This window comes from Jannaschia seosinensis, from assembly GCF_001408515.1.
Lineage (GTDB): Bacteria > Pseudomonadota > Alphaproteobacteria > Rhodobacterales > Rhodobacteraceae > Jannaschia > Jannaschia seosinensis.
This window is the reverse complement of sequence record NZ_CYPR01000018.1, coordinates 1-23,144: the sequence shown is the minus strand read 5'-3', so window position 1 is coordinate 23,144 and position 23,144 is coordinate 1. Positions and strand designations below refer to the sequence as shown.

At 67.4% G+C, this 23,144-nt stretch carries 25 protein-coding genes and 1 pseudogene; 9 read left to right on the top strand and 17 right to left on the bottom strand.

The window, feature by feature from the left end; all coding sequences use genetic code 11:
* Positions 1-43 precede the first annotated feature (43 nt).
* The 4 genes from JSE7799_RS01620 to JSE7799_RS01605 are packed head-to-tail and all read left to right on the top strand — an operon-like array spanning position 44 to position 1,769.
* Positions 44-796, top strand: coding sequence for an N-formylglutamate amidohydrolase (locus JSE7799_RS01620; protein WP_055662036.1), 753 nt, complete (start codon positions 44-46; stop codon positions 794-796).
* Positions 780-1,115: a DUF1244 domain-containing protein gene (locus JSE7799_RS01615; protein ID WP_370736632.1), complete on the top strand. Its 336-nt coding sequence runs from the start codon at positions 780-782 to the stop codon at positions 1,113-1,115. The genes JSE7799_RS01620 and JSE7799_RS01615 overlap by 17 nt, the downstream gene beginning before the upstream one ends.
* A 55-nt stretch (positions 1,116-1,170) precedes the next feature.
* Positions 1,171-1,491 (top strand): hypothetical protein, encoded by a 321-nt coding sequence (locus JSE7799_RS01610; RefSeq protein WP_055662035.1) that lies wholly within the window; start codon positions 1,171-1,173, stop codon positions 1,489-1,491.
* Positions 1,491-1,769 (top strand): hypothetical protein, encoded by a 279-nt coding sequence (locus JSE7799_RS01605; protein WP_055662034.1) that lies wholly within the window; start codon positions 1,491-1,493, stop codon positions 1,767-1,769. The genes JSE7799_RS01610 and JSE7799_RS01605 overlap by 1 nt, the downstream gene beginning before the upstream one ends.
* Before the next feature lie 7 nt (positions 1,770-1,776).
* On the opposite strand, the gene JSE7799_RS01600 is transcribed toward JSE7799_RS01605, so the two are convergent.
* Positions 1,777-2,628: a D-amino-acid transaminase gene (locus JSE7799_RS01600; protein ID WP_055662033.1), complete on the bottom strand. Its 852-nt coding sequence runs from the start codon at positions 2,626-2,628 to the stop codon at positions 1,777-1,779.
* Between the two features lie 61 nt (positions 2,629-2,689).
* Here JSE7799_RS01600 and JSE7799_RS01595 point away from each other — a divergent pair, with 61 nt between their 5' ends.
* On the top strand, positions 2,690-3,511 hold the full coding sequence (locus JSE7799_RS01595) for a M15 family metallopeptidase (RefSeq protein WP_055662032.1): 822 nt from the start codon (positions 2,690-2,692) through the stop codon (positions 3,509-3,511).
* On the opposite strand, the gene JSE7799_RS01590 is transcribed toward JSE7799_RS01595, so the two are convergent.
* A complete protein-coding gene (locus tag JSE7799_RS01590; RefSeq protein ID WP_144431512.1) occupies positions 3,493-3,870 on the bottom strand; it encodes a hypothetical protein in 378 nt (125 codons plus the stop codon). The two genes, JSE7799_RS01595 and JSE7799_RS01590, sit on opposite strands and share 19 nt — an antisense overlap.
* An 86-nt stretch (positions 3,871-3,956) precedes the next feature.
* The gene (cobM, locus tag JSE7799_RS01585) at positions 3,957-4,724 is read right to left on the bottom strand and encodes a precorrin-4 C(11)-methyltransferase (protein WP_055662030.1); all 768 of its coding nucleotides are present in this window, start codon (positions 4,722-4,724) and stop codon (positions 3,957-3,959) included.
* A 17-nt stretch (positions 4,725-4,741) separates the two neighbouring features.
* On the opposite strand from cobM, the gene JSE7799_RS01580 reads away from it, so the two are divergent.
* On the top strand, positions 4,742-5,182 hold the full coding sequence (locus JSE7799_RS01580) for an SgcJ/EcaC family oxidoreductase (protein WP_055662029.1): 441 nt from the start codon (positions 4,742-4,744) through the stop codon (positions 5,180-5,182).
* 20 nt (positions 5,183-5,202) lie between these two features.
* On the opposite strand, the gene cobJ is transcribed toward JSE7799_RS01580, so the two are convergent.
* From cobJ to JSE7799_RS01535, 9 genes are all read right to left on the bottom strand, one after another.
* The gene (gene cobJ / locus JSE7799_RS01575) at positions 5,203-7,017 is read right to left on the bottom strand and encodes a precorrin-3B C(17)-methyltransferase (protein WP_083480141.1); all 1,815 of its coding nucleotides are present in this window, start codon (positions 7,015-7,017) and stop codon (positions 5,203-5,205) included.
* Positions 7,008-7,703 carry a precorrin-2 C(20)-methyltransferase gene (cobI, locus tag JSE7799_RS01570; RefSeq protein ID WP_055662028.1) on the bottom strand — a complete coding sequence of 232 codons (696 nt, stop codon included), beginning with the start codon at positions 7,701-7,703 and terminating at the stop codon, positions 7,008-7,010. The genes cobJ and cobI overlap by 10 nt, the downstream gene beginning before the upstream one ends.
* Positions 7,700-8,902 (bottom strand): precorrin-6y C5,15-methyltransferase (decarboxylating) subunit CbiE, encoded by a 1,203-nt coding sequence (cbiE, locus tag JSE7799_RS01565; protein ID WP_144431511.1) that lies wholly within the window; start codon positions 8,900-8,902, stop codon positions 7,700-7,702. The genes cobI and cbiE overlap by 4 nt, the downstream gene beginning before the upstream one ends.
* On the bottom strand, positions 8,899-9,525 hold the full coding sequence (locus JSE7799_RS01560) for a precorrin-8X methylmutase (RefSeq protein ID WP_055662027.1): 627 nt from the start codon (positions 9,523-9,525) through the stop codon (positions 8,899-8,901). Before JSE7799_RS01560 ends, cbiE begins: the two co-directional genes overlap by 4 nt.
* Positions 9,526-9,591: 66 nt before the next feature.
* On the bottom strand, positions 9,592-10,677 hold the full coding sequence (locus JSE7799_RS01555) for a sirohydrochlorin chelatase (RefSeq protein ID WP_055662026.1): 1,086 nt from the start codon (positions 10,675-10,677) through the stop codon (positions 9,592-9,594).
* Positions 10,674-10,886, bottom strand: coding sequence for a DUF6732 family protein (locus tag JSE7799_RS01550; protein ID WP_055662025.1), 213 nt, complete (start codon positions 10,884-10,886; stop codon positions 10,674-10,676). Before JSE7799_RS01550 ends, JSE7799_RS01555 begins: the two co-directional genes overlap by 4 nt.
* Before the next feature lie 177 nt (positions 10,887-11,063).
* Positions 11,064-11,786 (bottom strand): DUF3750 domain-containing protein, encoded by a 723-nt coding sequence (locus JSE7799_RS01545; protein WP_055662082.1) that lies wholly within the window; start codon positions 11,784-11,786, stop codon positions 11,064-11,066.
* A gap of 46 nt (positions 11,787-11,832) precedes the next feature.
* The gene (locus JSE7799_RS01540) at positions 11,833-12,207 is read right to left on the bottom strand and encodes an HIT domain-containing protein (protein ID WP_055662024.1); all 375 of its coding nucleotides are present in this window, start codon (positions 12,205-12,207) and stop codon (positions 11,833-11,835) included.
* A gap of 15 nt (positions 12,208-12,222) precedes the next feature.
* Positions 12,223-13,800: a DUF5928 domain-containing protein gene (locus JSE7799_RS01535; RefSeq protein WP_055662023.1), complete on the bottom strand. Its 1,578-nt coding sequence runs from the start codon at positions 13,798-13,800 to the stop codon at positions 12,223-12,225.
* A gap of 124 nt (positions 13,801-13,924) precedes the next feature.
* On the opposite strand from JSE7799_RS01535, the gene JSE7799_RS01530 reads away from it, so the two are divergent.
* Both JSE7799_RS01530 and JSE7799_RS01525 read left to right on the top strand, forming a co-directional pair.
* Positions 13,925-14,743: a sulfotransferase family protein gene (locus JSE7799_RS01530; protein ID WP_055662022.1), complete on the top strand. Its 819-nt coding sequence runs from the start codon at positions 13,925-13,927 to the stop codon at positions 14,741-14,743.
* Positions 14,744-14,902: 159 nt separating this feature from the next.
* Positions 14,903-15,439, top strand: a complete 537-nt coding sequence (locus JSE7799_RS01525) for an SH3 domain-containing protein (protein WP_055662021.1) — start codon at positions 14,903-14,905, stop codon at positions 15,437-15,439.
* A gap of 15 nt (positions 15,440-15,454) precedes the next feature.
* On the opposite strand, the gene JSE7799_RS01520 is transcribed toward JSE7799_RS01525, so the two are convergent.
* From JSE7799_RS01520 to JSE7799_RS01510, 3 genes are read right to left on the bottom strand one after another with little or no spacing between them, the layout of a single operon-like run.
* Entirely contained in the window at positions 15,455-16,297 is an 843-nt protein-coding gene (locus JSE7799_RS01520) for an inositol monophosphatase family protein (RefSeq protein ID WP_055662020.1), read from the bottom strand.
* 51 nt (positions 16,298-16,348) lie between these two features.
* A complete protein-coding gene (locus tag JSE7799_RS01515; protein ID WP_055662019.1) occupies positions 16,349-18,376 on the bottom strand; it encodes a M3 family metallopeptidase in 2,028 nt (675 codons plus the stop codon).
* 55 nt (positions 18,377-18,431) lie between these two features.
* Positions 18,432-18,974, bottom strand: a complete 543-nt coding sequence (locus JSE7799_RS01510) for a cytochrome b (protein ID WP_055662018.1) — start codon at positions 18,972-18,974, stop codon at positions 18,432-18,434.
* 143 nt (positions 18,975-19,117) lie between these two features.
* Between JSE7799_RS01510 and JSE7799_RS20795 the strand changes: the two genes are divergently transcribed.
* Positions 19,118-19,258 (top strand): hypothetical protein, encoded by a 141-nt coding sequence (locus JSE7799_RS20795; protein ID WP_186201808.1) that lies wholly within the window; start codon positions 19,118-19,120, stop codon positions 19,256-19,258.
* Positions 19,259-19,755: 497 nt separating this feature from the next.
* On the opposite strand, the pseudogene JSE7799_RS01505 reads toward JSE7799_RS20795, so the two are convergent.
* Positions 19,756-20,726: pseudogene (locus JSE7799_RS01505) on the bottom strand (IS481 family transposase).
* Between the two features lie 828 nt (positions 20,727-21,554).
* On the bottom strand, positions 21,555-23,021 hold the full coding sequence (locus JSE7799_RS01495) for an IS1380 family transposase (protein ID WP_055662016.1): 1,467 nt from the start codon (positions 23,019-23,021) through the stop codon (positions 21,555-21,557).
* Positions 23,022-23,144 lie beyond the last annotated feature (123 nt).

The following is a 23,144-nucleotide window of genomic DNA, read 5'->3' as shown; positions in this document are numbered from 1 at the left end:
CACCACCTTCCCTTCCGGGGGATCGCGGCCTATCTCGGCTGCCATGACCGCACCCTTCCACATCATCAATTCCGACGGCGCCGCGCCTTGGGTTCTGGCTTGCGACCACGCGACCAATCGCGTCCCGCCAGACGTGGCCGAAGGAGATCTCGGCCTGCCCCCCGCCGATATGTCGCGCCACATCGCGTTCGACATCGGGGCCGCGGGGGTGACGCGGGAATTGTCCCGCCTGCTCGGCGCGCCAGCCATCCTGTCGGACTTCTCGCGTCTCGTAATCGACCCCAACCGGGGCGAGGACGATCCGACGCTCCTCATGAAGCTCTATGACGGGACGATCATTCCCGGGAACCGCCACGCCGATGCCGAGGAACGGGCGCGGCGGGTGGCCCTGTTCCATCGGCCCTATCACGAGGCGCTGGCCGGGCTGCTCGAAGCTCGCGGCGCCGCCTCAGTGACCTGCGGCATCCACAGCTTCACGCCGCAGCTTCGCGGCCGCCCGCCCCGGCCTTGGCAGATCGGCGTTCTCTTCGAGGAAGACCGACGCCTCTCCGACCCCTTTGTCGCGCGCCTGCGGGCGGAGCCGGACCTGTGCATCGGGCTGAACGAGCCCTATCCCGGCGGCTATCCGGGCGACACGATGGACCGGCATGCGCGGGCACGGGGGCGGCCGAGTCTCTTGATCGAGATCCGAAACGACCTCATTTCCGATGAGGTGGGGCAGGCCTATTGGGCCGCACGCCTCGCCCCGCTCATGCAAGCCGCGCTGGAGGATGCCAATCATGCCCAACCCGCCTGAGATCGACGACACGACCCGGACCGAAATTGAGGCCGCCGCTTTCCGCCGCCTGCGGCAGCATCTTCTGGAGGATCGGCCCGATGCGCAGAACATCGACCTGATGAACCTCGCGGGGTTCTGCCGGAATTGCCTGTCGCGCTGGTACGGCGAGGCCGCGTCGGAGCGGGGGATCGATCTCTCCAAGGAGGAAGCGCGGGAGATCTTCTACGGGATGCCCATGTCCGAGTGGAAGGCTCGCCATCAGCGCGATGCCGATGCGGAGACCCAGGCCGCCTTCGAGAAATCCTTTGCCGAGAATGTCGGACCGAAGGAGAGTTAGTCGCGGCAATCTGCGCCCTCGAACCGCACGCCGCATCCTGACGAAGGAGATTGTCATGTCCCGCCTCGCACTCTGCGCCACATTCGCCGCCCTGCTTGCCACGCCGACGGTCGCGCAGGGGGTCTTCGTGCCGCCGCCCGATGCGGTCATGGGCGGCGAGGTCGATCGCGGGCTGACCGGACAACGGGCCCGCCTCGCACGGGAATTGCCGCATTACGGGTATGGCAACGTGGATGTCGCGCGGCTGTCGGAACGCAAGGTCGCGCTGATCGCCAATTCGATCAGTGCCGGCCGCTCGTTCAATTACACGAGCGCGCGAATCGGCTCCATCCTGCGGGGGGGCGGCCTCCTGCAGCGCGCCATCGACGGGCTGTGATGCGCGGCCACGTCCGCAGCATTCTTCTCGCCGCGTCTCTGGCGGGGGTCAGCCTCGCCGCCGCGCCGGTCCACGCCGAGGAGCCGCCCGCGCAGCTTGCCGCGACGGTCCAACATCGGTTGAACCTTCTCGGATTCGGTCATGTCCATGCGCGCGAGCTGTCGGTCCGCCAGCTCGCCGCGCTTCACCTGGAGTTGCAGGGCCGCGCACTCGCCCTTGGTGGATTGCACCGGATGAAGACCCGTCAGCGCGTGGAGGTCATCCTCGGCTGGGACTGAGCCTGGCTCAGATGGCGTTCGCCCGGCTCTCCTCGAGGTAGATCTCGCGCAGCCGCGTCGCGATCGGGCCCGGGGTGCCACTTCCGATCCTCGTGCCGTCGATCTCGACCACCGGCATGACGAAGGCGGATGCCGAGGTGACGAACGCCTCGTCCGCCGCCTGCGCCTCGGCCACGGTGAAGGGGCGCTCCTCCACCTTCAACTGCGCCTCTTCTGCCATGCGCAGCACCGCGGCGCGGGTGATTCCGTGCAGGATCTCCTCGCCCAGATGGCGCGTGATGATCGTCCGGTCCTTGACGATGTAGGCGTTGTTCGACGTCCCTTCGGTGACGTGTCCGTCCTCCACCATCCAGGCGTCGTCGGCCCCTTGGGCCTTCGCCGCCGTCTTGCCCATGGAGGGATAGAGAAGCTGCACCGTCTTGATGTCGCGCCGGCCCCATCGGCGGTCGGGCAGAGTGACGATCCGGATGCCCCTTCGTGCCGCCGGCGCGTCGGCGAGGCCCGGCACCGATTGCGTGAAGAGCACGACGCCCTGCTCCGCCCCTTTGGGAAAGACGAAATCGCGATCGGCAGCCCCGCGCGTGATCTGAAGGTAGATCATTCCCTCCTCCAGCCCGTTGCGCGTGACGAGTTCGCGGTGGATCGCCAGCAGGTCCGCCTCCGGCATCGGCATCGGCATGTCCAGCTCCGACAGCGAACGGGCCAGTCGCGCGGCATGGGCCGGAAAATCGACGAGCTTGCCCTCCAGCACGCCCGTCACCTCGTAGACGGCGTCGGCAAACAGGAAACCCCGGTCAAAAACCGAAATCTTCGCCTGATCCTCGGGCACATAATCACCGTTCACGTAGACCGTTCGCATGGGGCACCTCCTGTTGGACCCCTCTTGCGGAGGGCCGCGCGGCGGGTCAAGCCTGCGCACCATGACGCAGCCCCTCTCCCTCACCGAAGGCCCCCTCGCCGCGATTCGCGACCGCCCGCTTCTGGACCCGGTGGCGGATGCCGCCATGCGGCGCACCGGCTATCGCAGCCACCCCGTCGACCTCTCCGATCCGCGCGGCGGCGATCCGATGACGGATCTGCGCGATTGCGGGATTGCCGGCGCGAACGCGTATCATGTGGGCCTGCCGCCTTATCATGCGCCTGTGACGGGCGCCGTGCCGGACCTGCTGCTGCGGGCACCGCTTGCCGAAAGGCTGGCTGGCGTCAATGCGCGTCTGGCGCCTTATGCGCTGGAGCTTTGGGTGTTCGATGCATGGCGGCCAGTCGCGGTGCAGAATTACTTTCACGATCGCTGGATGCCGGCCCGTCTGCGCGCGCTGCATCCCGACTGGTCCGAGGATCGCATCGCGACGGAGACCGAACGGTACTGGGCGCGCGGAGCGCGCGGCGTAATCGATCCCGCCTCGCCGCCGCCGCACGCCACGGGCGCGGCCTTGGATCTCACGATCCGCCGGCGTGACGGGGCGGAGCTGTTCATGGGCACGATCTTCGACGACGTATCGGAAGCTTCCAACACCGCCGCCTTCGAAGCCGAGCCCGACGGTCTCGCCTTTTCCGCGCGCGAGGCACGGGCAAATCGCAGGCTGCTCTACTGGCTGATGGCGGAGGCGGGCTTCGCCAACAACCCGACCGAATGGTGGCATTTCTCCCGGGGCGACCAAATGTGGGCGCGCATCACCGGCGCGGCGGCGGCGTTCTACTCGGTGCCGCCGAACGCGCCGGATCAGAGCGCGGGAAGATAGGCGAAAGGCAGGTCCGCGGCCTGTTCGTAATCCACCGGGGGCGAGGTGCGCGCCGCAGTCGTCCGCTTGAAGGCATAGCGCATCACGTCGCCCGACGGCTCCATCGCCACGATCAGAACGGAGCGCAGAAGACGCGGCCCCTGGTGGATCTCGACCAGTCCGCGCAGCTTCGGCGCGACCTCGATCGCCACCTCGAACCCGTCCTCGCTGTAGGAGCGGAGAGGATACCAGACCTCCCCCATCTGCACGCGCAGCCCGCCGCCCGTCGCCTTGCGATCCTTGGCACGGGCACGGGCCAGACCCTCACGAATGTCATGAGGCAAAATGTCTTCGCCGAGATTGGTGTCGAATTCACTCATCGCATCCTCCTCGCGCATGTCGTCTAAAGGATGCCCGACCTGTGTAACGAGTCAATGAACCCTTCGAGAAATTGCAGGGATTATCGTCAACCTCGCGGGCGGGGGCGCAGGACATGCGGCATGGCGGGATCATACAACGCCGAATCGCGAAAGTCTCCTACCGCGCCGAGCGCGGGCCCCACGAGGACAAGCGCGGTCCGCGTGATCTTGGCCGCCCGGACCTTTTCGCGGATGTCCGACAGCGTGCCGCGCAGAAACATCTCGTCGGGCCAGCCGACGCGGTAGGCCACCACCACGGGGCAATCGGCGCCGTATCTCGGGATCAGGACGCGCTCGATCTCGCGCAGGGCGCGGATGCCGAGATGGATCGCGAGCGTCGCGCCGGTGCGGGCGAAGTTCTCCAGCGTCTCACCGGCGGGCATGGAGGTCGACTTCATCGAGACGCGCGTCAGCACGATGGATTGCGCGATCTCCGGCACCGTCAGTTCCTGCCCCAAGGCGGCGGCGGCGGCGGCATAGGCGGGCACGCCGGGGCAGATTGCATAGTCGATGCCGTCGCGCTTCAGAAGCCGGATCTGCTCGGCGATCGCACCATAGAGGGAGGGGTCGCCGGAATGCACGCGTGCCACGTCCTCGCCCCGGTCGCGCGCGGCGCAGATCTCGGCATGCGTCTCCTCCAGCGTCATCGCCGCGGTATCGAGGACGCGCGCCCCTTCGGGCGCTTCGGCGACGACCGCCTCGGGCACGAGCGACCCGGCATAAAGGCAAACGGGGCAGCTCCGGATCAGGCGTTGCGCCTTGAGCGTCAGAAGTTCCGGATCGCCGGGGCCGGCCCCTATGAAATGCACCTTCATGCCGCTACCCTTTCGCGATGGTTTCCGCCCCGCAGGCCTTTGTTCCCGCCTTCATCGCCGCCTGGGCCGCGCGCGATGGCGATGCCCTGGCCGCGCTGTTCGCCGAGGATGCCGATTTCGTGAACGTGGTCGGCATCTGGTGGGAGGACCGGCCCGCCATTGCCCGCGCCCATTCCCATGCCCTGCACTCGTTCTTCGCGAAGACGCGGCTTGTGGCCGGACGGCTGAAGATCCGGGATCTGGGCGACGTGGCCATCATCCATGCGCGCATGGCCCTGACCGGACAGGTGACGCCTGGGGGCGAGGCGGCCGGGGCGCGCACGACGATCCTGTCCTTTGTCCTGCACCGCCGAGACGGCGGGTGGACCTGCGTGTCGGCCCAGAACACGGATGTCGTACCGGGGATGGAGACGCATCTGGCCGGGGACGGCACGTTCGGGGCGGTCGATTACCGCTAAGCCGGTCTGCGCGCTCACGGTCATGTCGCCTCGCCTGCGGCAAGGTCGCCGCCGGCCATCTTGCGGGCATAGCCACGCGGCGTGAACATGCGCAGACCATCGCCCGTCCGCACGATCCGGGTATTCGACGAGCCGATCAGCACGACCGTCAGCATGTCCACCTCGTCCACCTCCAGCGCATCGAGCCGCCGGTGGCGGAGCGCCTCCTCCGGCCGGCCGAGCGACGTGGCCAGCAGGACCGGCGTGTCGGCGGGCCGGTGGCGCAAAAGGATGTCGCGCGCCTCGGCCAGAAGGGTGCGGCGGCGCTTGGAGACGGGATTGTAGAACGCGATCACGAAGTCCCCCTCCGCGGCCGCGTGCAGACGGCGCAGGATATCCTCGCGCGGAGTCAGGAGATCCGACAGGGAGATCGCGCAGAAGTCGTGGCCCAAGGGCGCCCCCGCCCGCGCGGCCGCCGCCTGCAGGGCGCTGACGCCCGGCGTGCCGATGACCTCCACGCGCCGCGCCGCATCCGACAGCGCCGAGGGATCGGCCGGATCGCGCGCCATCAGCTCATAGACCAGCGCGCCCATGGCGTAGATGCCCGCATCGCCGGAACAGACGAGCGCGACGTTGCGCCCCTCCCCGGCCCGTTCCAGTGCATGGCGGCACCGGGCCTCCTCTCCGCCCAAAGGGAAATCGGCACGCGGCTTGCCAGCGGCCAGCGGCCCCAGAAGGTCGATATAGAGGCCGTAGCCCACAAGCTCCTCCGCCTCCGCGATCAGACGCGACGCTTCGGGCGTGCGCCAGGCGGACTGGCCCGGCCCGATCGACACAATCGAGACGCGGCCGCGCGGGCGGCCCGGCGGCGTGGCAATCGGTTCGGGCGCAACGGCGAGGGCGGCGGTGGTGTTCGGCGTCTTGCGCTTGGCGGTGACGATTTCGCCCCCCGTCGCGGCGCGTGCGGAGGCCTCGGCCACCGAGGGGGTGCCGACTTCGGCGCGCACCACCTCGGACGGATTCGGCACCTCGATCTCCGCAAGCTCCGCCGCCGTGAAGGCGCGCAGCGGGCGGTCGAGCCGGGCGGCGAGCGCGTTCATCGCCGGCTCGTCGAGCTTGAGGTCGAGCGTGTTGACCGAAGCCACGGCACCGGTTGCGATACCGGCCTCCGCCAACACAGCGCAGACGTTGTCCCATAATTCCTGCGGGTCGGTATCGCGGGCGCAGCCGACGCCGAGCGCGTAGCGCTTGGGGTGATAGACCAGCCGTGCCGGCCCGCCCGTCTCCGGCGCCTCGGTGACGGCGATTTCGACCGCATCGCCGGGCGGCAGGTCGAAGAGCGGTGCCCCCGTGACACGCGCTCCGCCCCCAGACAAAAGCGCCGCCATGACCGGCTTGGCGTCTTCGGGATTGGCGAGAACATAGCCCTGCGGCGGCTCGTCCAGGGCCACGCCGAGCGCCACGTCCCCCGCCGTCGTCACCGCCGCCAACCCCCCGAGCGCGTCGGCCACGCGCCGCGCCAGACGGTTGGCGCCCCGGTGTCCGCCCAGAAGCGGCACCACGACCCGCCCGTCATCGGAAACCGAGATCACCGGCGGCTCCCGCGTCTTGTCCGACAACATCGGCGCGACCGCCCGGATCAGGATGCCCGCCGCGCAGACGCCGATGACCGGATGACCGGCGGCAAACAGATCGCGCGCATGGACCAGCGCATCGGGAAAGGTGATCTCCGCCTGCGTCCGTCCGGCCCGGCCGTGCAGCGGGCAGCCCAGAGCCTCGGCCACCGCGCGGGCCGTGGCCTCTCCCGCGGCGTTGAGGGCGAGGACGACGGGGGAGACAGGCGGAGTCAGAGCCACGGATCGGCCCCTTTCGTGATGAGGATCATGGAGAAATACGGCGCATCGTCGGGTGCCTCTGACAGCGGCAGGACACGCTCCGCCCCGAGGGTCGCGCGTTCGATATAGGTGCCGGACAAGCCTTCCTCCGATAACAGCATGCGCAGGCGCCGCAGGTGGCGACCGACCTTCATCACCACGAGCGTGTCGGCCGCACGCAGATGCCGCCGCAACGCGTCGTCCGGCAACGGGCCGGGCAGAATCGTCACAACCTCGTCGCGCGCGGCCAGCGGCATCGCGGCGCGGGCTGCGCAGGCGGTGACCGAGGTCACGCCCGGCACAATCTCCACCTCGAACCGGCCGCGCAGCCGGGCAAAGAGATACATGAACGAGCCGTAGAGAAACGGATCCCCCTCGCACAGGCACACGACGTCGCGCCCGGCCCCGAGTTCCGCCGCAATGGCGTCCGCGCCCGCATCGTAGGCGGCCTGCGCCGGGGCGCGGTCGCGCGTCATCGGGACGTCCATGCGGATTTCGCGCGCGTCGGGGGCGATGAGGTCGGCGGCGATGGATCGCGCGAGGCTGTCGCCGCCCGCGAGGCTGGGATAGGCGACGACCTCCGCTTGTTCGATCAGGCGGGCGGCGCGGCGGGTGATCAGATCCGGGTCGCCGGGGCCGAGGCCGACGCCGTAGAGGATGCCCGTCATCGCTTCACGAGGCTCCATTGCGTCACGCTCATCGATGGACGCCAGCCGCGATAGCGTCCGATCGGCTCCGCCCGGTCCACCGACAGGCGCACGAGGTCGCCGCCATGGCGGGCGTGCAGGTCGAGGATCACCGCCTCGCTCTCGAGCGTCACCGCATTGGCCACCAGCCGCCCGAGAGGGCGAAGCGCGGCGAATGCGTGGTCGAACACAGCCTCGGACAGCCCACCGCCGATGAACACCGCGTCGGGCGGCTCCAGCCCCGCCAGCGCCTCGGGAACCGCACCCGCCCGCAGGTCGAGCCGGGGCGCCCCGAGGGCGAGCGCGTTCTCGGCGGCCATGGCGCGCCGGTCGTCGCGCGGCTCGATCCCGATGGCGCGGGCCGATCGGGCTGCGCGCATCCATTCGATCGCGACCGACCCGCTGCCGGTGCCGATATCCCACAACAGGGCCCCGCGCATCGGCATCAGCTTGGCCAGCGTCGCGGCGCGCACCTCGCGCTTGGTCATCGTGCCGTCGGAGCGGAACAGATCGTCGGCCAGCCCCGGCACGCGCGGCAAAAGTGCTGCATCGGGCGCGGCGCGGCATTCGACGGCGAGCGTGTTGAAGGCGGGCACCTCGTGCGACCATTCCGCCGCGATGCCATCGAAGCGCGCCTCGTCCGGCCCGCCCATATTGGCCAGAACGGTCATCGACGACTGACCGAAGCCGCGTTCGGTCAGAAAGGCCGCAATCCGCGCCGGCGTCTCCGCGCCGGTCGTCAGGATAAGAAGGCGGGCATCGGGCTGGATGAAGGCGATCATCTGCTCGACCGGCCGGCCATGAACCGTAAGCGTTTCCAGGTCGGCCATCGACCAGCCCATCCGCGCGGCGGCAAGCTGGAACGCCGAAAGCTGGGGGTGGTAGGCGATTTCCGTCGGCGGGATCGCGCGGCCGATCCGCGCGCCGACCGAGAACCAGAGCGGATCGCCGGTGGCCAGCACGACGACGCGGCGGTCGCGCAGGGATGTGAGGGTTTCGATGAGTGCATCGAAGGGCGACGGCCAGGCGATACGCTCGGCCGTGACCGCGTCCGACAACGAATGGTGGCGGTCGCCGCCGACGATGATCTCGGCGGTTTCGACGACGGCACGGGCGGCGGGGGTCAGGCCGGCCATTCCGTCTTCGCCGATGCCGACGATATGGAGCCACGGGCCGATCACTGCACGCCCCCGCCGGCGAGGATCGCCAGCGCATTGACCGCGGCCGACGCCATCGCCGAGCCGCCGCGCCGTCCGCGCAGCGTGAGGAACGGGGCGCCGCGCGGACGCTCCGCCAGTTCCGCCTTGGATTCGGCGGCACCGACGAACCCGACGGGAAAGGCCAGGATCGCAGCGGGCGGCGGCGCGCCGGCCTCGAGACGCTCCAGCAGGCGGAACAGCGCCGTCGGGGCATTGCCGATGGCGATGACGGCGCCCTCCGTCTCCCACAGATCGACGGCGGCGGCGGAGCGGGTGGTGCCCTGCCGCTGCGCCGCGTCAGCGCTGACGTCGCCGAGCGTGCAGCGGACCGGATTGCCCGCAAGCAGGCGGCGGGTGATCCCTGCGGCGACCATTTCGCAATCGGCAAGGATCGGAGCGCCGCGGCGAAGGGCGTCGGTGGCGGAACCCGCAACGTCCGGCGAGAAGGCGACGCGGTCGGCAATCTCGACCATGCCGCAAGCATGGATCACGCGGACGACGATCTCGGCCACGTCGGCGGGAAAGCGATCCAGCGCGGCCTCGCGGCGCACCGTGGCGAAGGACGCGGCATAGATCGCCTTCGGGTCCGTCTCGTACGGGCGCATGTCAGCGGGTCGCCGCGCGGAGGAAACGGTCCTGTTGCCAATTCCGGCGGATGGCGCGGCAAGCCCTCACGGCTTGGTCTTCCGCGCCGATTCCGGCCCGTGCGGGTGGTCGGCATGCGGATAGGTCGCGTGATGGTGATGATCGTGGTGGTGCCCGTCGCCGTGGTGGTGGTGATCGTGGTGGTGGTGATGCGCCGCCTGCCCCTCCAGCCGGCACAGACCGGTGCAGAAGTCGCCGCAGAGGGCACAATCCGCCACGTTCGATCCGGGCGCGCTGGCGCCCTGCCCCTCGACATGGTGGTGATGGCTTTCCTGCACGGCGCCGACCTCGGCCTCGAAGCCGAGGACCTGCGTGCGGTACTTGCACATCGCGCAGTTGGGCGGCGGCACCTCGCCCACTTGTTCCGTCGCCCGTTCGGCAAAGGTCCGCAGCACCTCGGGGTGGTCGCCCAGATAGCCGGCCTTGACGAACTGGACCTGCGGATTGGCCGCGGCGACACGGTCGGTGAAGCCGTAGATACGGTCGATGAGGATGCCGGAAAACAGGAAATACGGAAACACGACGATCCGGCGGTAGCCGAGGCGCGCGGCATGTTCGAGGCAAGGCTCCACCAGCGGGAAGGTCACGCCGGAATATCCCACCTCCAGCCAGCCGGTGCCGATGCCTTCGTGCAGCATCCGGGCGATCTTGGCGACGTTGCCGTTGGCGTCCGGATCGGAGGCGCCCCGGCCGATCACGACGAGGCAGGTCTCGTGGAGGGGGACGGCCTCGTGCGTGTCGGCCTCGGCCAGCGCGTCGCGGATGCGGGCCCCTGCGGCGGCGATCATCTTGGGATCCACGCCCAGTTCGCGCCCGTAGGACACCTCGATTCCGTGCTTGGCGGCGTAGGTATTGAGAACGGTGGGAATGTCGTTCTTCGCGTGCATCGCCGCGAACAGCATCCCCGGCACGGCCAGGATGCGGTCGCAGCCCGCCTCGCGCAGGCGGTCCAGACCGTCGCGGATCACCGGGTTGGCGAATTCGAGGTAGCCATAATCGACCAGCCAGTCCTCAGGCAGATGCGGCGGCAGTTTTTCGGCCAAAGTGGCGAACTCGTCCACCGCCGATTGCGACCGGGACCCGTGACCGCAGACCATGACACCGGTCTTCATGCGGGCTGCTCCTCGGCTTCGTGATCGGGCGCGGACGCTTCGGAATCGGCGTCCTTCTTGCGCCCCTTGAGCCAGCCCGCGACGGCCGCGCCCGCGATGACCCCGAGGCCCACGCCCACGGTCCAGTGATCGTGGCCCGCCACCTGGCCCAGATGGCCGACATGCGCGTTCGCGGGCGCGCCGAGAAGAAGCAGAGGGAGAAAGCGCATCGGGTCGGCCTTTCGCTGTAGGGCCGCCTCCGGATCCGGGTTCCGACGATGCCGGATTGCGCCCCCGGTGCGGGTCGGCGCGCAACGGCCACCTGTCCGGCCCCCGGCGGGGGCGTCGTCACCGGACGGGTAGCGACCGGACGCCCCGGACGCAACGCGATTCCCGACCGGTCGCGGTCAGGTGCCGACGCGCCCGATCCCGGGCAGCTTCAGCGCCGGACGCGCGAAGTCGAACCCGAACGCCTGCCCCAGAAGGTTGACCTCCAGCCCGGTGCGCGGGCCGAACGACAGCCCCGCATAGCCGCCCGCCGACAGGTGCAGGTCGCCGCCCGCATCGCGTCGCAGTGCAATGCCCGGGCCGATGTAATCCTTGCCCACCGCATTCGGCGGCAGCGCCGCACCAATGCCGGACACCTCGCGCAGCACATGCGCCACGAAGGAATTGGAATTCGGGCCGGGCCAGATGCGATAGGTGTCCCGGTCGTTGGGATAGGCCGCCACCGCCGCCTCGACCCGCGGGATGAGCGCCTCGGCCGCCTCTCCGGTGACGGAGCCGACGAACCACGGCGTGTTGGAGTACCACCGCCCGTCGGGTGCGTAGGCGTTGCGGCGCACGGGCCGCCCCCAGCCGACGACCTCGGCCCGGGTCCAGGGATCGCCCTGCCGCTTCCAGACGAGCCACGAATGCACCGCCACCGCCCCCTTCGCGCCCCCGGTACGGGCGGCGAGAACGTGGATCGCGGCGCCGTCGTCGCGGGGCAGAACGCCCGAGGCGCTCCAATCCGCGGTGCGCCAGCTGTCGGGGCGGTCGAGGCTCTGCCACCAGATCGCGGCGGCGGCGAGCGGCAGCAGGAAGCATATGAGAAGGAGCGCGATCATGCCGCGCAGAATCCGGAGCATGCGCCTCGGAATCATGCGCCGCATCTGACGCGTCCGCTCGCCCCTCTCACGCCTCGCGGGCGAGCATCCGGCCGAGAGGCCGCCCGCCGATCAGGTGAAGGTGGAAATGCGGCACCTCCTGCACGCCGTGGACGCCGGCATTGGTGATCGCGCGGAATCCGTCGCCGGGCAGCGCGACCCCGCGCTCGGCGCAGATGCGGGCGGCGGTGCGGTGGAAATCAACGATCTCCGCATCCGAGGCATTGGCGTGGAAGTCGTCGTAGCTGACGTAGCGGCCCTTGGGGATCACCAGCACATGGACCGGGGCCTGGGGCGTGATGTCGTCGAAGGCGAGCGTATGCTCGGTCTCGGCCACGGTGGCGTTCGGGATCTCGCCGCGCAGGATGCGGGCGAAGATGTTCTGGTCGTCGTAATCGGACATGGAAGTCTCCTGCGGTCAGTCCTCGAAGAGATAGGGCGTGCGGGCCAAAGCAAGGCCCGTTTCCGGGGCGATGTCCAGAAGCCGGGTCAGCACGTCGGCATTGGCCTCGGGCGGCGCGTTCTGCTGGATCACATGGATGCCGGGCAATCCGGATTCCCGGATGCAGGCGCTCTCGGTGGCGAAATCCTGCTTCAGTGTCGGCATCAGGCGCGCGACCGTGCTGTCCGGCGTGCGATCCCCGATCAGCCCCAGCCGCCCGGCATGCCCGCGCAGGTAGTCGGCGTCGTAGTCGCAATCGATGAGCAGGGTGCGGATCGTGGCCCGGTCGGCATGGAGATCCTCCAGCAGGTCGAAATTGGCGGGATCGAGACAGATCGCCAGCCGGTCGCTGCCGGTGCGGCGGAACAGCATCCGCAGCAAGGCGCGGCGATGGCGGTGCCGTTTGGTCATCAGGTGCTCTACCCCGCCCAGATCGGGCAGCGGCGTATCCTCCTCCTCGAAGAGATAATCGACCGCCGGCATGACCCGATGGTCGCGCAGCGCCTGCGCCAGCCGCTTGGCGACGTGGTACTTCTTGCAGACGAGGACCACGAGCGTCCGCTCCCGCCCCAGCGTCGCCGCCCGCTCCCAGAAGCGCGGGGCGAAGCGGCGACCGACGCGGCCCCGCTGCGTCAGGAAGGCGAACAGCGCCCGCCCGTCGCCGGAGACCGGAAAATCGGTCCTCGGGCTTTTCCACAGCGTCTCGAGCGCGGCCTTCAACCCATGCGCCTCGGGCGAAATCTTCCGCGCGAAGATGAAATCCTGCCCCAGAAGCAGATCGTAATGGTCGTCGTAGAACGTCGCGGGCATCCCGTAATCGGTGAAGACCAGAAAGGTCAGCGTGCGCGAATCGATCTCGACCCGCGGCACGAGATGACGCACGAGGGTCTGGAAGAATGTCTCGTCGGGAATCCAGGTCGTGCGGAAGAACCGCACCACATCGGGGCGCATCCGGCAGAACTCGCGGATCGTCTCGATCGTGGCGCGGCGCAGGCACCACCATTGCGATCCGATCATCGGCTCGATATCGGCGGGAATTGCGCGTTCGAGCCCGAACCGCCGCTGGAGGTCGAGCAAGCCGTAAAAGAGCCGCTTGTGCCGCCGTTCGTTGACGAAGTGGCGGTAGATCAGGCGGTCCTCCTTCATCCCGGTCTTGATCCAGTCGGAGGCGAAGAAGTCGAAGCTTTCGATATAATCGACGTCGCGGGCGTCCAGCACGGCATGGGCATAGGCCGCCGATTTCACCGGCCGGCAATCGCCGGAAACCATGTAGAAATGCGTGGCCCTCGGAAACGCCTCCAGCGCGGTCTCGATGCAGTTGAGCGTGGCCTGAACGAGGCTCCATTCCCCCCAGCCGCAGCGCACGCGGCGGCGCACCAGAACGGCCCTGGGATTGTCGGCCACACCCGCCTCGATCTGTGCGAAATCGGCGGCGGGCATGCGGGCATCGACATGGATCGACACATGGTCGCCCGCCCCCGTCAGTCCCTCGGCCTGCCGGATCACCGCCTGCGGATCCTTGTGACACAGCAGCAGGAACGCGATCTTCGCCATCGGTTTCGTCCCTCGCCCCCACGGATTGGATTTCGCGCAACGTCCGCGGCAATAGCGCGGCGCAGACATTGATTAAACACCTCGCCCCCGCCTAGATGCGCCGAGACACCGACGGGGTAGAGAAATGGGCTTTCCGGGCACCTGGATGACCGAGAGCGAGAGCGTCGTTTACCGGGTGGTGCCGAAATGCGCCTGCTCCTCGATCGGGCAGATCCTGTTCTATTCCGACCACGGACGGTTCTACGACGGCGACATTCATGATGCGACGTCCGGCCTGCACAAATGGGCGTTCGAGGCCAGCCAGCCGCGCATCGAGGCTAATGCCAAGGCGCACCGGTCCCACGTCTTCACCTGCGTCCGAAACCCCTACACGCGCATCCTGTCATCCTTCTTCGACAAGATCGCCGGCATCCAGCGCAACGGCAAACGGTACCGCGGCAACCTCGTGCCGATGCTGATGCAGAAATACGGCGTGGAGGTGGGGCGCCCCGAGGACGGGTTCGCCTTCGACCAGATCGCGTCGTTCCGGCGGTTCCTCCTGTTCGCGCGCGACACGATCCGGTTTCGAAAGCCGATGGACGCCGACATCCACTGGTCGGCGATGTCGGGGCATGTCGGCACCTTCGTGACGAATGGCGGACGCTACGATCAGGTGATCTTCACCGAGAATTTCAATTCCGGCATGCAGGCCGTCCTAGACCGCATCGAGACGCCGGTGAAGGTCGATCTGGCGCAGGTGCCGCGCTTTAACGAGAGCGAAGGTCACGGCCCCACGCGGGCGCATCCGGTCGCGGCTTATTTCGACGACCTGTCGATGCATCTGATGTGGGAAATCTACCACCGGGATTTCCGGCTGTTCCGCTACGACTTCGACGACCCGTCCAACAAGATGCCCAAGGGCGAGGTGGATCTCGACGAGATGCATGCCGTGCTGGGGGATTGAGAGACAGCACAGAGGAAGACGTCGCGGCGGGACAACACCGCGAGAGGAATTTGCCAGAAGCGGCGCGGATTCCTTGCCTGCATGCGGCGAAATGGCATGATATGCACCGGCCGAAGGGGCGCGAGACCCCGAGGCGAACGAGAGCAGGATCGGCAGTCCATGCGAATGATGCATGTCCTCGCGGCACTTGCCGCGTTTTACTTTCCTCATGCGGCCGTTCTGGCCGAAGAGGCCGCGCCCCGCGTCGAGCAGGATGCCGGTCCGGTGGAGCGTGGGCCCGTCACTGGCCTGCCGATGCCGCGTTTCGTGTCGATGAAGGCGCCTGAGGGCTTTGCCCGCCGCGGCCCGTCCTCGACGCATCGGATCGACTGGGTGTTCAAGCGCCGGCACATGCCGCTTCTGGTGACCGACGAATACGGTCATTGGCGCCGTGTGCAGGACCGCGAGGGCACCGGCGGCTGGATGCACTATTCGCTGCTGTCGGGCAACCGCACGGTGATCGTCGAGGCCGACGACCTGCACCTGCGCCGCCGCCCCCGGCCCGATGCCCCTGTTTCGGCCCGGCTGCAGGCCGGGGTCGTGGCGTGGCTGGGGGAATGCGAGGCGGGGTGGTGTGCGCTGGAGGTCGATGGCGCCGAAGGTTGGGCCGCGACCACCGCATTGTGGGGCGTCGCGCCGGACGAGTTGCGCGAATAGCGGATGCCGGTGCGGTCAGGTCCCGTCGCGCACGACCGCCTCGTTGAAGATCCCGGCGAGTTCCTCCCATATCGCCTCGCTCCGCGCGTTGAGCAGCCAGCCCTCGCGCATCTTCGGCATGTATTCCCGCCCGTCGAGCAGGCGCGACACGCCGCCCGCCTCGGCCAGGATCAGGATGCCCGCCGCATGATCCCAGACATTGAGCATTCCGTTCAGAACGAAATCGGACCCGCCCAGCGACATGACGCGATATTCGTGCAGGCTCGCCCCTAGGGAGGAGGACCGGCGGAAGCGCGGCTTGGTTGCCGACAGGGCCGCCTTGTGCTCGACGGGAAAGAGATAGTCGGCGACATTGCCGCGCAGCGTGTCCAGCGGCGCGACGGCCTGAGAGACGTGGAGGCGCCGGGCGCGACCTTGCCGGTGGAACCACGCGCCGCCGCCGCGATGCGCCACGATCCAGTCGTCGAAGGACGGATCGTAGAGCAGGCCCCAAACCGTTTCGCCCCGCTCCAGCACCGCGACGATGACGCCGTAATTCGCGATCCCGTGGGCAAAGTTCCACGTCCCGTCGATCGGATCGATTACTACGCACCGCTCCGCCGTGACGCGGCCGAGAACGCCGGCATCCTCCGCCACGGCCTCCTCGCCCACCACCGCGGCGTCGGGCAGGATCTTGCGAACCCGTTCGGTCAGCGCGATTTCGGCGGCGCGATCGGCCACCGTCACGAGGTCGTCGAAGGCGGCCTTCGCGTCGACCTCTCCCTCGGCGAGGTTGCGGAAGCGCGGCAGGATCTCGGCCGCGGCGACGGCGCGGACGGCTTCGATCAGCGCGTCGGATTGTTCATCGTTGAGCGGCATGGGAAGTCCTTCACAAGATTTCGGCGCAGAAAGTTGGAGACGACGCGACCCTCAGGCCGCGTCGTCGAGCCCCCTGCCCCGCAGGAGCGCCTCCACCCCCGGCATCCGGCCGCGGAACGCCGTGTAGAGGCTGGCCGCATCGGCGGAGCCGCCGGTTGCGAGGATGTTCTCCTCAAGCTTGCGGGCAAGATCGGGATCGAACGGATCGCCCGCCGCCTCGAAGGCCGCGAAGGCATCGGCGTCCATCACCTCCGACCACATGTAGCTGTAATAGCCCGAGGAATAGCCGTCGCCGGAAAAGATATGGGCAAAATGCGGCGACGCATGCCGCATCCGGATAGCGCGGGGCATTCCGATCGTCTCGAGCACCTCGGCCTGACGCTGCATCGGATCGGCGGGCGCGGGCCCGTCGTGAAATGCCAGATCCACCAGCGCGGAGGCCACGTACTCGACCGTCTGGAACCCCATATCGTAGGTGGCCGCCCGCAGGAGCCGGTCGCGCAGATCGTCGGGCATGGATTCGCCGGTCTCGGCATGGGTCGCGAATTCCGACAGGATCGCGGGCACGTCGAGCCAATGCTCGTAGAGCTGACTGGGGAGTTCCACAAAATCGCGCGCGACCGAGGTGCCCGAAATCGACTGGTAGGTCACGTCGGACAGCATCTGGTGCAGGGCGTGGCCGAATTCGTGGAACAGCGTCCGCGCATCGTCATAGGACAACAGCGCCGGATCGCCTTTCGCGAAGTTGCACACGTTCACGACGATGGGCCGCACATCGCCGTCGAGCTTCGACTGCGACCGCATCGCGGAGCACCATGCGCCCGACCGTTTGGAGGGCCGTGCGAAATAATCCCCCATGAAGACAGCGACATGGGTCCCCTTCCGCGTCACGTTCCAGACGCGGACGTCGGGATGGTAGGCTTCGATGTCGAGCGGCTCGAATTCCAGCCCGAACAGGCGGTTCGAAACGGCGAAAGCCGCCTCGATCATGCGGTCGAGTTGGAAGAAGGGCTTGAGCGCCGCCTCGTCGAGGTCGTGCAGCGCGGCGCGGCGTTTCTCGGCGTAGTAGCGCCAGTCCCAAGGCTCCAGCGGGCCGACAATTCCGTCTTCGCGCGCCATGCGGGCGAGATGCTCGGCATCGGCGAGCGCGGCCTTCCGCGCGGGCTGCCAGACCTCCATGAGCAGGTCGCGCACGGCGTCCGGGCTGCCGGCCATCTCGGTCTCGAGCTTGTAGGCGGCGAAGTTCTCGTAGCCGAGCAGCTTGGCCCGCTCCTCCCGCAACGCGAGGATCTCGGCGGCGATCTCGCGGTTATCCGTCTCTCCCCCGTTCGCGCCGCGCGCGGACCAGGCCTCGTAGGCGCGCTGACGCAGATCGCGACGCGACGAGAATTGCAGGAACGGCACGATGAGCGACCGGTTCAGCGTGACGACGGGACCGGGCCGGTCGCGTTCCTTACCGGCGGCGCGTGCGGCGTCGCGGACGAAGGCCGGCAACCCCTCCAGATCGTCTTCGGAGAGGTCCATGTACCACTCCCGCTCATCCGCCAGCAGGTTCTGCGCGAAGGTCGTGCCCAAGGTGGCGAGGCGCGCCTTGATCTCCGTCAGGCGCTCCGCCTCGGCGCCATGCAAGGCCGCGCCGGACCGCACGAAGCCCCGGCGGGTCAGCATCAGAACGCGCGCCTGCTCATCGCTGAGGCCGAGCGTGTCGCGGCGGGTCCAGAGGTCGTCGATCCTCGCGAAGAGGGCCTTGTCGTTCGTGATTTCAGAGGAGTAGGCAGAAAGTTTCGGCGCCATCTCGCGCTGCAGCTTCTCCCGGGTAGGGGTGCTGTCGGCGCCGGCGAGGTTGTAGAAGACGCCCGCCACCCGGTCGAGCAGGGCATCCGCCCGCTCCAGAGCCTCAATGGTGTTGGCGAAGGTCGGCGGCTCGGGGTTTGCGGAGATGGCATGGATGGCCGCGCGTCCCTCTGCCATCCCCGCCTCCAGCGCGGAACCGAATTGGTCGTCTTCTATTGCGGCGAAGGGCGGCAGGCCGAACGTCCCCTCCCAAGAGGCGAGCAGCGGGTTGGTCTTGTCGGTCATCGGGCAGTCTCCTTTGCTGCCCGAGATAGGACGCCAATCGCCGCCGCGCCACCAATCAGTCGATGCGCGGGGGTTGCCCCGTGATGACGCGCTTGATGATACCGTCGCGCTTGAAAATGTGCATGAACGCCCCCGCCACGTGCAGTGCGATGATCGCGAGGAGCAGCCAGGATGACCAGGCATGGATCAGGCCGATGGTTTCATTCAGCGTCAGCACCGCGAACAGCCCGAATATCGGCATCGCGATCAGGACGCCATAGAAGGCGTAATGCGTCGAGCGGCTGAGGATCTGGATGGGGCGGGACTCATTCTCGGGCGGCTCCGGCGCGCCGTGCCGCATCCGTAGGACCGCCCGCACCAGCATGGCCGTCAGGATCGACAGGCCGAAGATGCCGTGCACATAGATCACACCCGCGGGCGGCAGGGCATTGAAGTCATATCCGTATTCCATTGCCGCCGCCATCGTGCCGCCGGTCAGGAACTGAAGGATCACGAGCGAGACGACGAGCCAGTGGATGGCGATCTGATTGGAGTGATAGCGGCCCGCTGGACGCACGTCTTCGCCGACGGCCTCATGGGTTCCGGTGGTGATGGCCATGTGGTGCTCCCTTTGATTTCGGGCAAAAACTGTCAAACGGGGCCCGTTGTTCCGGTGCAGATCCGCGCAGGGGGGCCATGGGGCTGGGAACTTATTCCGGTGATTTCGCATTTCCCCGGCGTAACCGCTTGAGGAGATACGATATGAGACGTCCACTTTGGATGGTTCTGGCGCTGGCCTTTACGGCTCCCGCGCTGTCCGCTTGCGCTCCGGCCGCCGGTGCGGGTGCCGCGATCGCCGCCGATCAGGTGGCCGAGGAAGAAACCGGGGAGGGCCTGTTTTGACGCGCTTCATTCTTGCTCTCAGCGTGATGTTCGGCCTTGCCGCGTGTGATGACACCGTGGGCGGCTTTATCGAAGACAGCGAAGAAGTCGGCGGCGAGGTTGCGGAAGAGATTTGATCTCGTGCCGACGGATTTTTGAGACGCCCCTGCCGCAAGGCGGGGGCGTTCTGGTTTCGGGAGGATGAGTGCGGGTGTCAAAGTACGGGGTAAGTCCGCCCCCTACCCCATTTTGTACAAATTTCGGAGCCCGGGCTGTTCTTCCAGAACCCGAACACCACGCGCATGCCGCCGTCGCAGGCGCTGGAGCGGCTGTCCGCGATTGTCCCCGCAGTGCAGGACCGGCCCGCCTCCTGTGTGATGACGCGGCATGTCCGTAGCCGACAGTTTAATCAATATTATCACCTATGGAATTTAGATATTTCCAAGAATGTCCCCCACTGTATTCTTGTTCACTTCATAGGAAACGCCACCAGCCAAGCCGCAATGATGCCTTACGACTTAGGTGTCACATCCCGGAAGGTAGTATGGCTGTTTCTTGAACAGCTCTGGCTTGATTTTGTGCCAGTCCTTCATGGCCTGCAAGGGCGCCTTGCTGGCCAACGCTGATTGCGGGAGCTGCTGGTTGTAGAGCCAGACGTATCGGTGGAGCGTGGTCTCCAGGTCCTCGCCTGATCGGAAATGGTGGCTCTGCAGGACCTCTTCGATCCGGCCGTTGAAGCGCTCGACCATTCCGTTGGTCTCGGCGACTTCGGCGGGGTCAGGCGGTGGTCGATGTCGAGGGCGGCGCAAAGCGCGTCGAACGCGTGCTCTCCCGTGGCAGTCCGCTTGCGCAGGCCGAAAAGGCGGTCGGTGAACTCCTTGCCATTGTCGGTGAGAATGGTGCGGATGCGGATCGGGCAGGCGCGCTCCAGATCGCGCAGGAAGCGCCGTGCGTTGGCCGCGGTCTTTGCCGGGAAGACACGGATGAAGACCCATCGGGTCGCCCGGTCGATGGCCACGAAGAGGTAACGGCGGCGGGTCTCATCGGCCATTTGCGGCAGGTATTTCACGTCGATGTGGAGGTAGCCCGGCTCGTAGGCCTTGAAGGCGCTGTGCTTCGGCTTGGCCGCCTTGGTCTTCAGGTCGCGCAGGTTCCCCACGCCATGCCGGCGCAGGCAGCGGTCCAGCCCCGAGCGCGAGGCGTTCGGGTTCAGGAACTCCCGCACAACCGCCAGCAGATCATCCAGCGACACCAGCAGCGCCTTTCGCAGGGCCACCGCGACGGCCTCCTGCGGTGGTGTCAGCGTCGTCTGGAGCCTGTGCGGCGTGTGGCTGCGATCCGCGACGCTGTCGCGCTTGCGCCACTTGTAAACGGTCTGCTCCGTTATGCCGAAGCGCTCGGCCAGCACCGGAGCAGGCTCCGTGCTCGCCTGGATCGCCGCCCGCACCTTCGGCGTGGTCGTGGCCTGCTTGTGAAGATGTATCAGCATGGTCGTGCCCCGTCTCGAAGGTCCCTCAGAACCGATCTTGCCATGAAGAGCGCGGATCGTCGCGGGGAAAGGTGATCATCCGGGACGGAACACCTACCTACGACAGCCAAGACTGCTGTGCGAGATGCACAATGTCCTGATAGCGGCGCAGACCCTTGATTGAAACCTTGCCCTCAGCAGGGTGGCGAAGCCCCCAATCCGGCATCTTTTCCCGCGGTGCGCCGTCGACGCTCTCGTTGCAAAGGGACTCCCGAGACGATCCCGGCGCAATGCAGAACGCCTTCACGTAGGCTGGCCGAATCACTTCCACACGGCAGTCGCGATAGACACCATACCTCTGCCGGACCAGACATGTTTAGGTGGGCCGCGGCCGACGATCTGATCGGCAGGCGACGCCGGAACGTCCCGCTGCCGGGCCTTGCGCCCCTCGATCAGGACCAGGCACTTCCCGCCGACCTCATCGATGACGGAAGGATCCGCAGCCCGCGGCCGTCGTAGATGCACCTCTCGGCGAAGTCATGCACCCGGACGAATTCCGGCTAGAGCCCGCTGCACGCGCCGTCAGTCAGCCCTTCCCTGCGCCGGTCGCCGCGCCACCCATCTGCACGTCGCGTGCCAGCTCACCTCATATGGCAAAGCTGCGATGCGGCGGTCGCCGTACTAGCCCGCATAATTCATGAAGCTGCGGACTTGTGCTCCGTGGGATGGTTTCCCCGGTCTCGGTTTTCTTGCGCGCACCCGGTGTTTGCGTCCGGTTGGCAGGCCGGCCGGTGACTTGGGTCTTGGGCGATACGGGTTGATGTTTCTGGGTTTGTCGGGGCGCATGCGTCAGGCTGTTTTCGGTGGGGCGAGGGCGTCGAAGAGAAGGAGGAGAAGTCCCTTTCGGGGACACGATGCCGGCAGGGTCACGATGATCCGGGTCTTCTTTTCGACGATGGTGGCGGCCAGTTTGACGAGATGCAGCCGCAGCGTGTCGAACTGGGCGCGGCGCCATGGTGAACGTTTTGGGCAAGCCGCGCGAAGCTTCCACCAGACCCAGTAGGCGCAGCCGTGCAGCATCAGACGCATCTGATTGGCGTTCGCCTTCGAGCACGACGTCCGGTCTGCTGCGAGATGGGTTTTCCACGCCTTGATGTGGTTCTCGGCCTGGCCGCGAGCGGAATAGAGCTTCTCGTAAAGGTGCTTACCGCGACCGCCCTCGAGGTTGGTGACGATGTAGCGGGTGTCCCGACCCATGGGGCCAACCTCGACGCGGGCGATGACGCGGCGGGGTTTCGACCACGAGCGGGCTGCGTAGGAGAAGGTTTTGAACCGGCGCAGCTTCTGGCCCGGCGTGCGGGCGTAGCGCGCCGCAGTCGACGCTTCCAGAGCCGAGATGTTCCGCGCCAGACGGCCGTTCTTTGACAGACCGAAGACATAGCGCAGCCCGAGCCTGTCACACAGGTCCAGAACCTGCGGGGTGCAGTAGTGGCTGTCGGCTCGCAGCAGGATTTCTGTCTCGGGCCAATGCCTGGCAATCTGCCGGATCAACCGGCGGATGTGGGCCGCGCTCTCGGCCCCATTGGGGCGGCGGGCCGGGCGCAACAGTGTCCCGACGAGCCGGCCTTCGCCGTCAAACACGACGATCGGCTGGAAGCCGAACTCGTCGTAGAACGCATTGAACAGGCGCAGCTGCTGGTGGCCATGCACCGCGTCAAAGGTATCATCGATATCGAGCACGATTCGGCTTGGGGGGCGCGCAAACGAGTGGCAGTAGAACCGGATCATCTCGTGGCCCATGCGGATAAGGGCGCGGGCGTCGGGCAGGTTCTCCATGCGCGAGATCGTCGGCTGCGAACACAAGGCCGGCCCTGTTTCCGGGCCACGCTCCAGCGCGATCCTGAAGCTGGGATCGTGCCGCAGGGCTGCCGCGTCGTTGCCGTCTTCGTATCCCGCCCCGATCATCATGATCCGGAACCGGATGATGTCGCTCAGGCTATGCTGAACTTTCGCCGGGTCACGCGGATCGTGCAGGCAATCTGCGAGCCGCTGCGCCAGACCCGCCCTGCGCTCGATCTCGCGCAGCAGGGTCATCCGGAACCGGATGATGTCGCACAGGCTATGCTGAACTTTCGCCGGGTCACGCGGATCGTGCAGGCAATCTGCGAGCCGCTGCGCCAGACCCGCCCTGCGCTCGATCTTGCGCAGCAGGGTCAGTCCGGCGTCGGAGCTCATGTCGGCGCCGTCAAACCCGAGCAGGACCGGCTTACCGTTAAGGCGTGACAGGCGGGGCGTGGAGCACGTAGACTGGGTCATGGCGGAGGTCGTCCTGCTGAAATCTGAATCTTTGGCGTCGATAACCAATAAATACAGAGTTTCAGACGGTTACGCCATCTCCGCCGCCTTCTCGTGAATTATCCGGGCTAACAGAACCTCTTG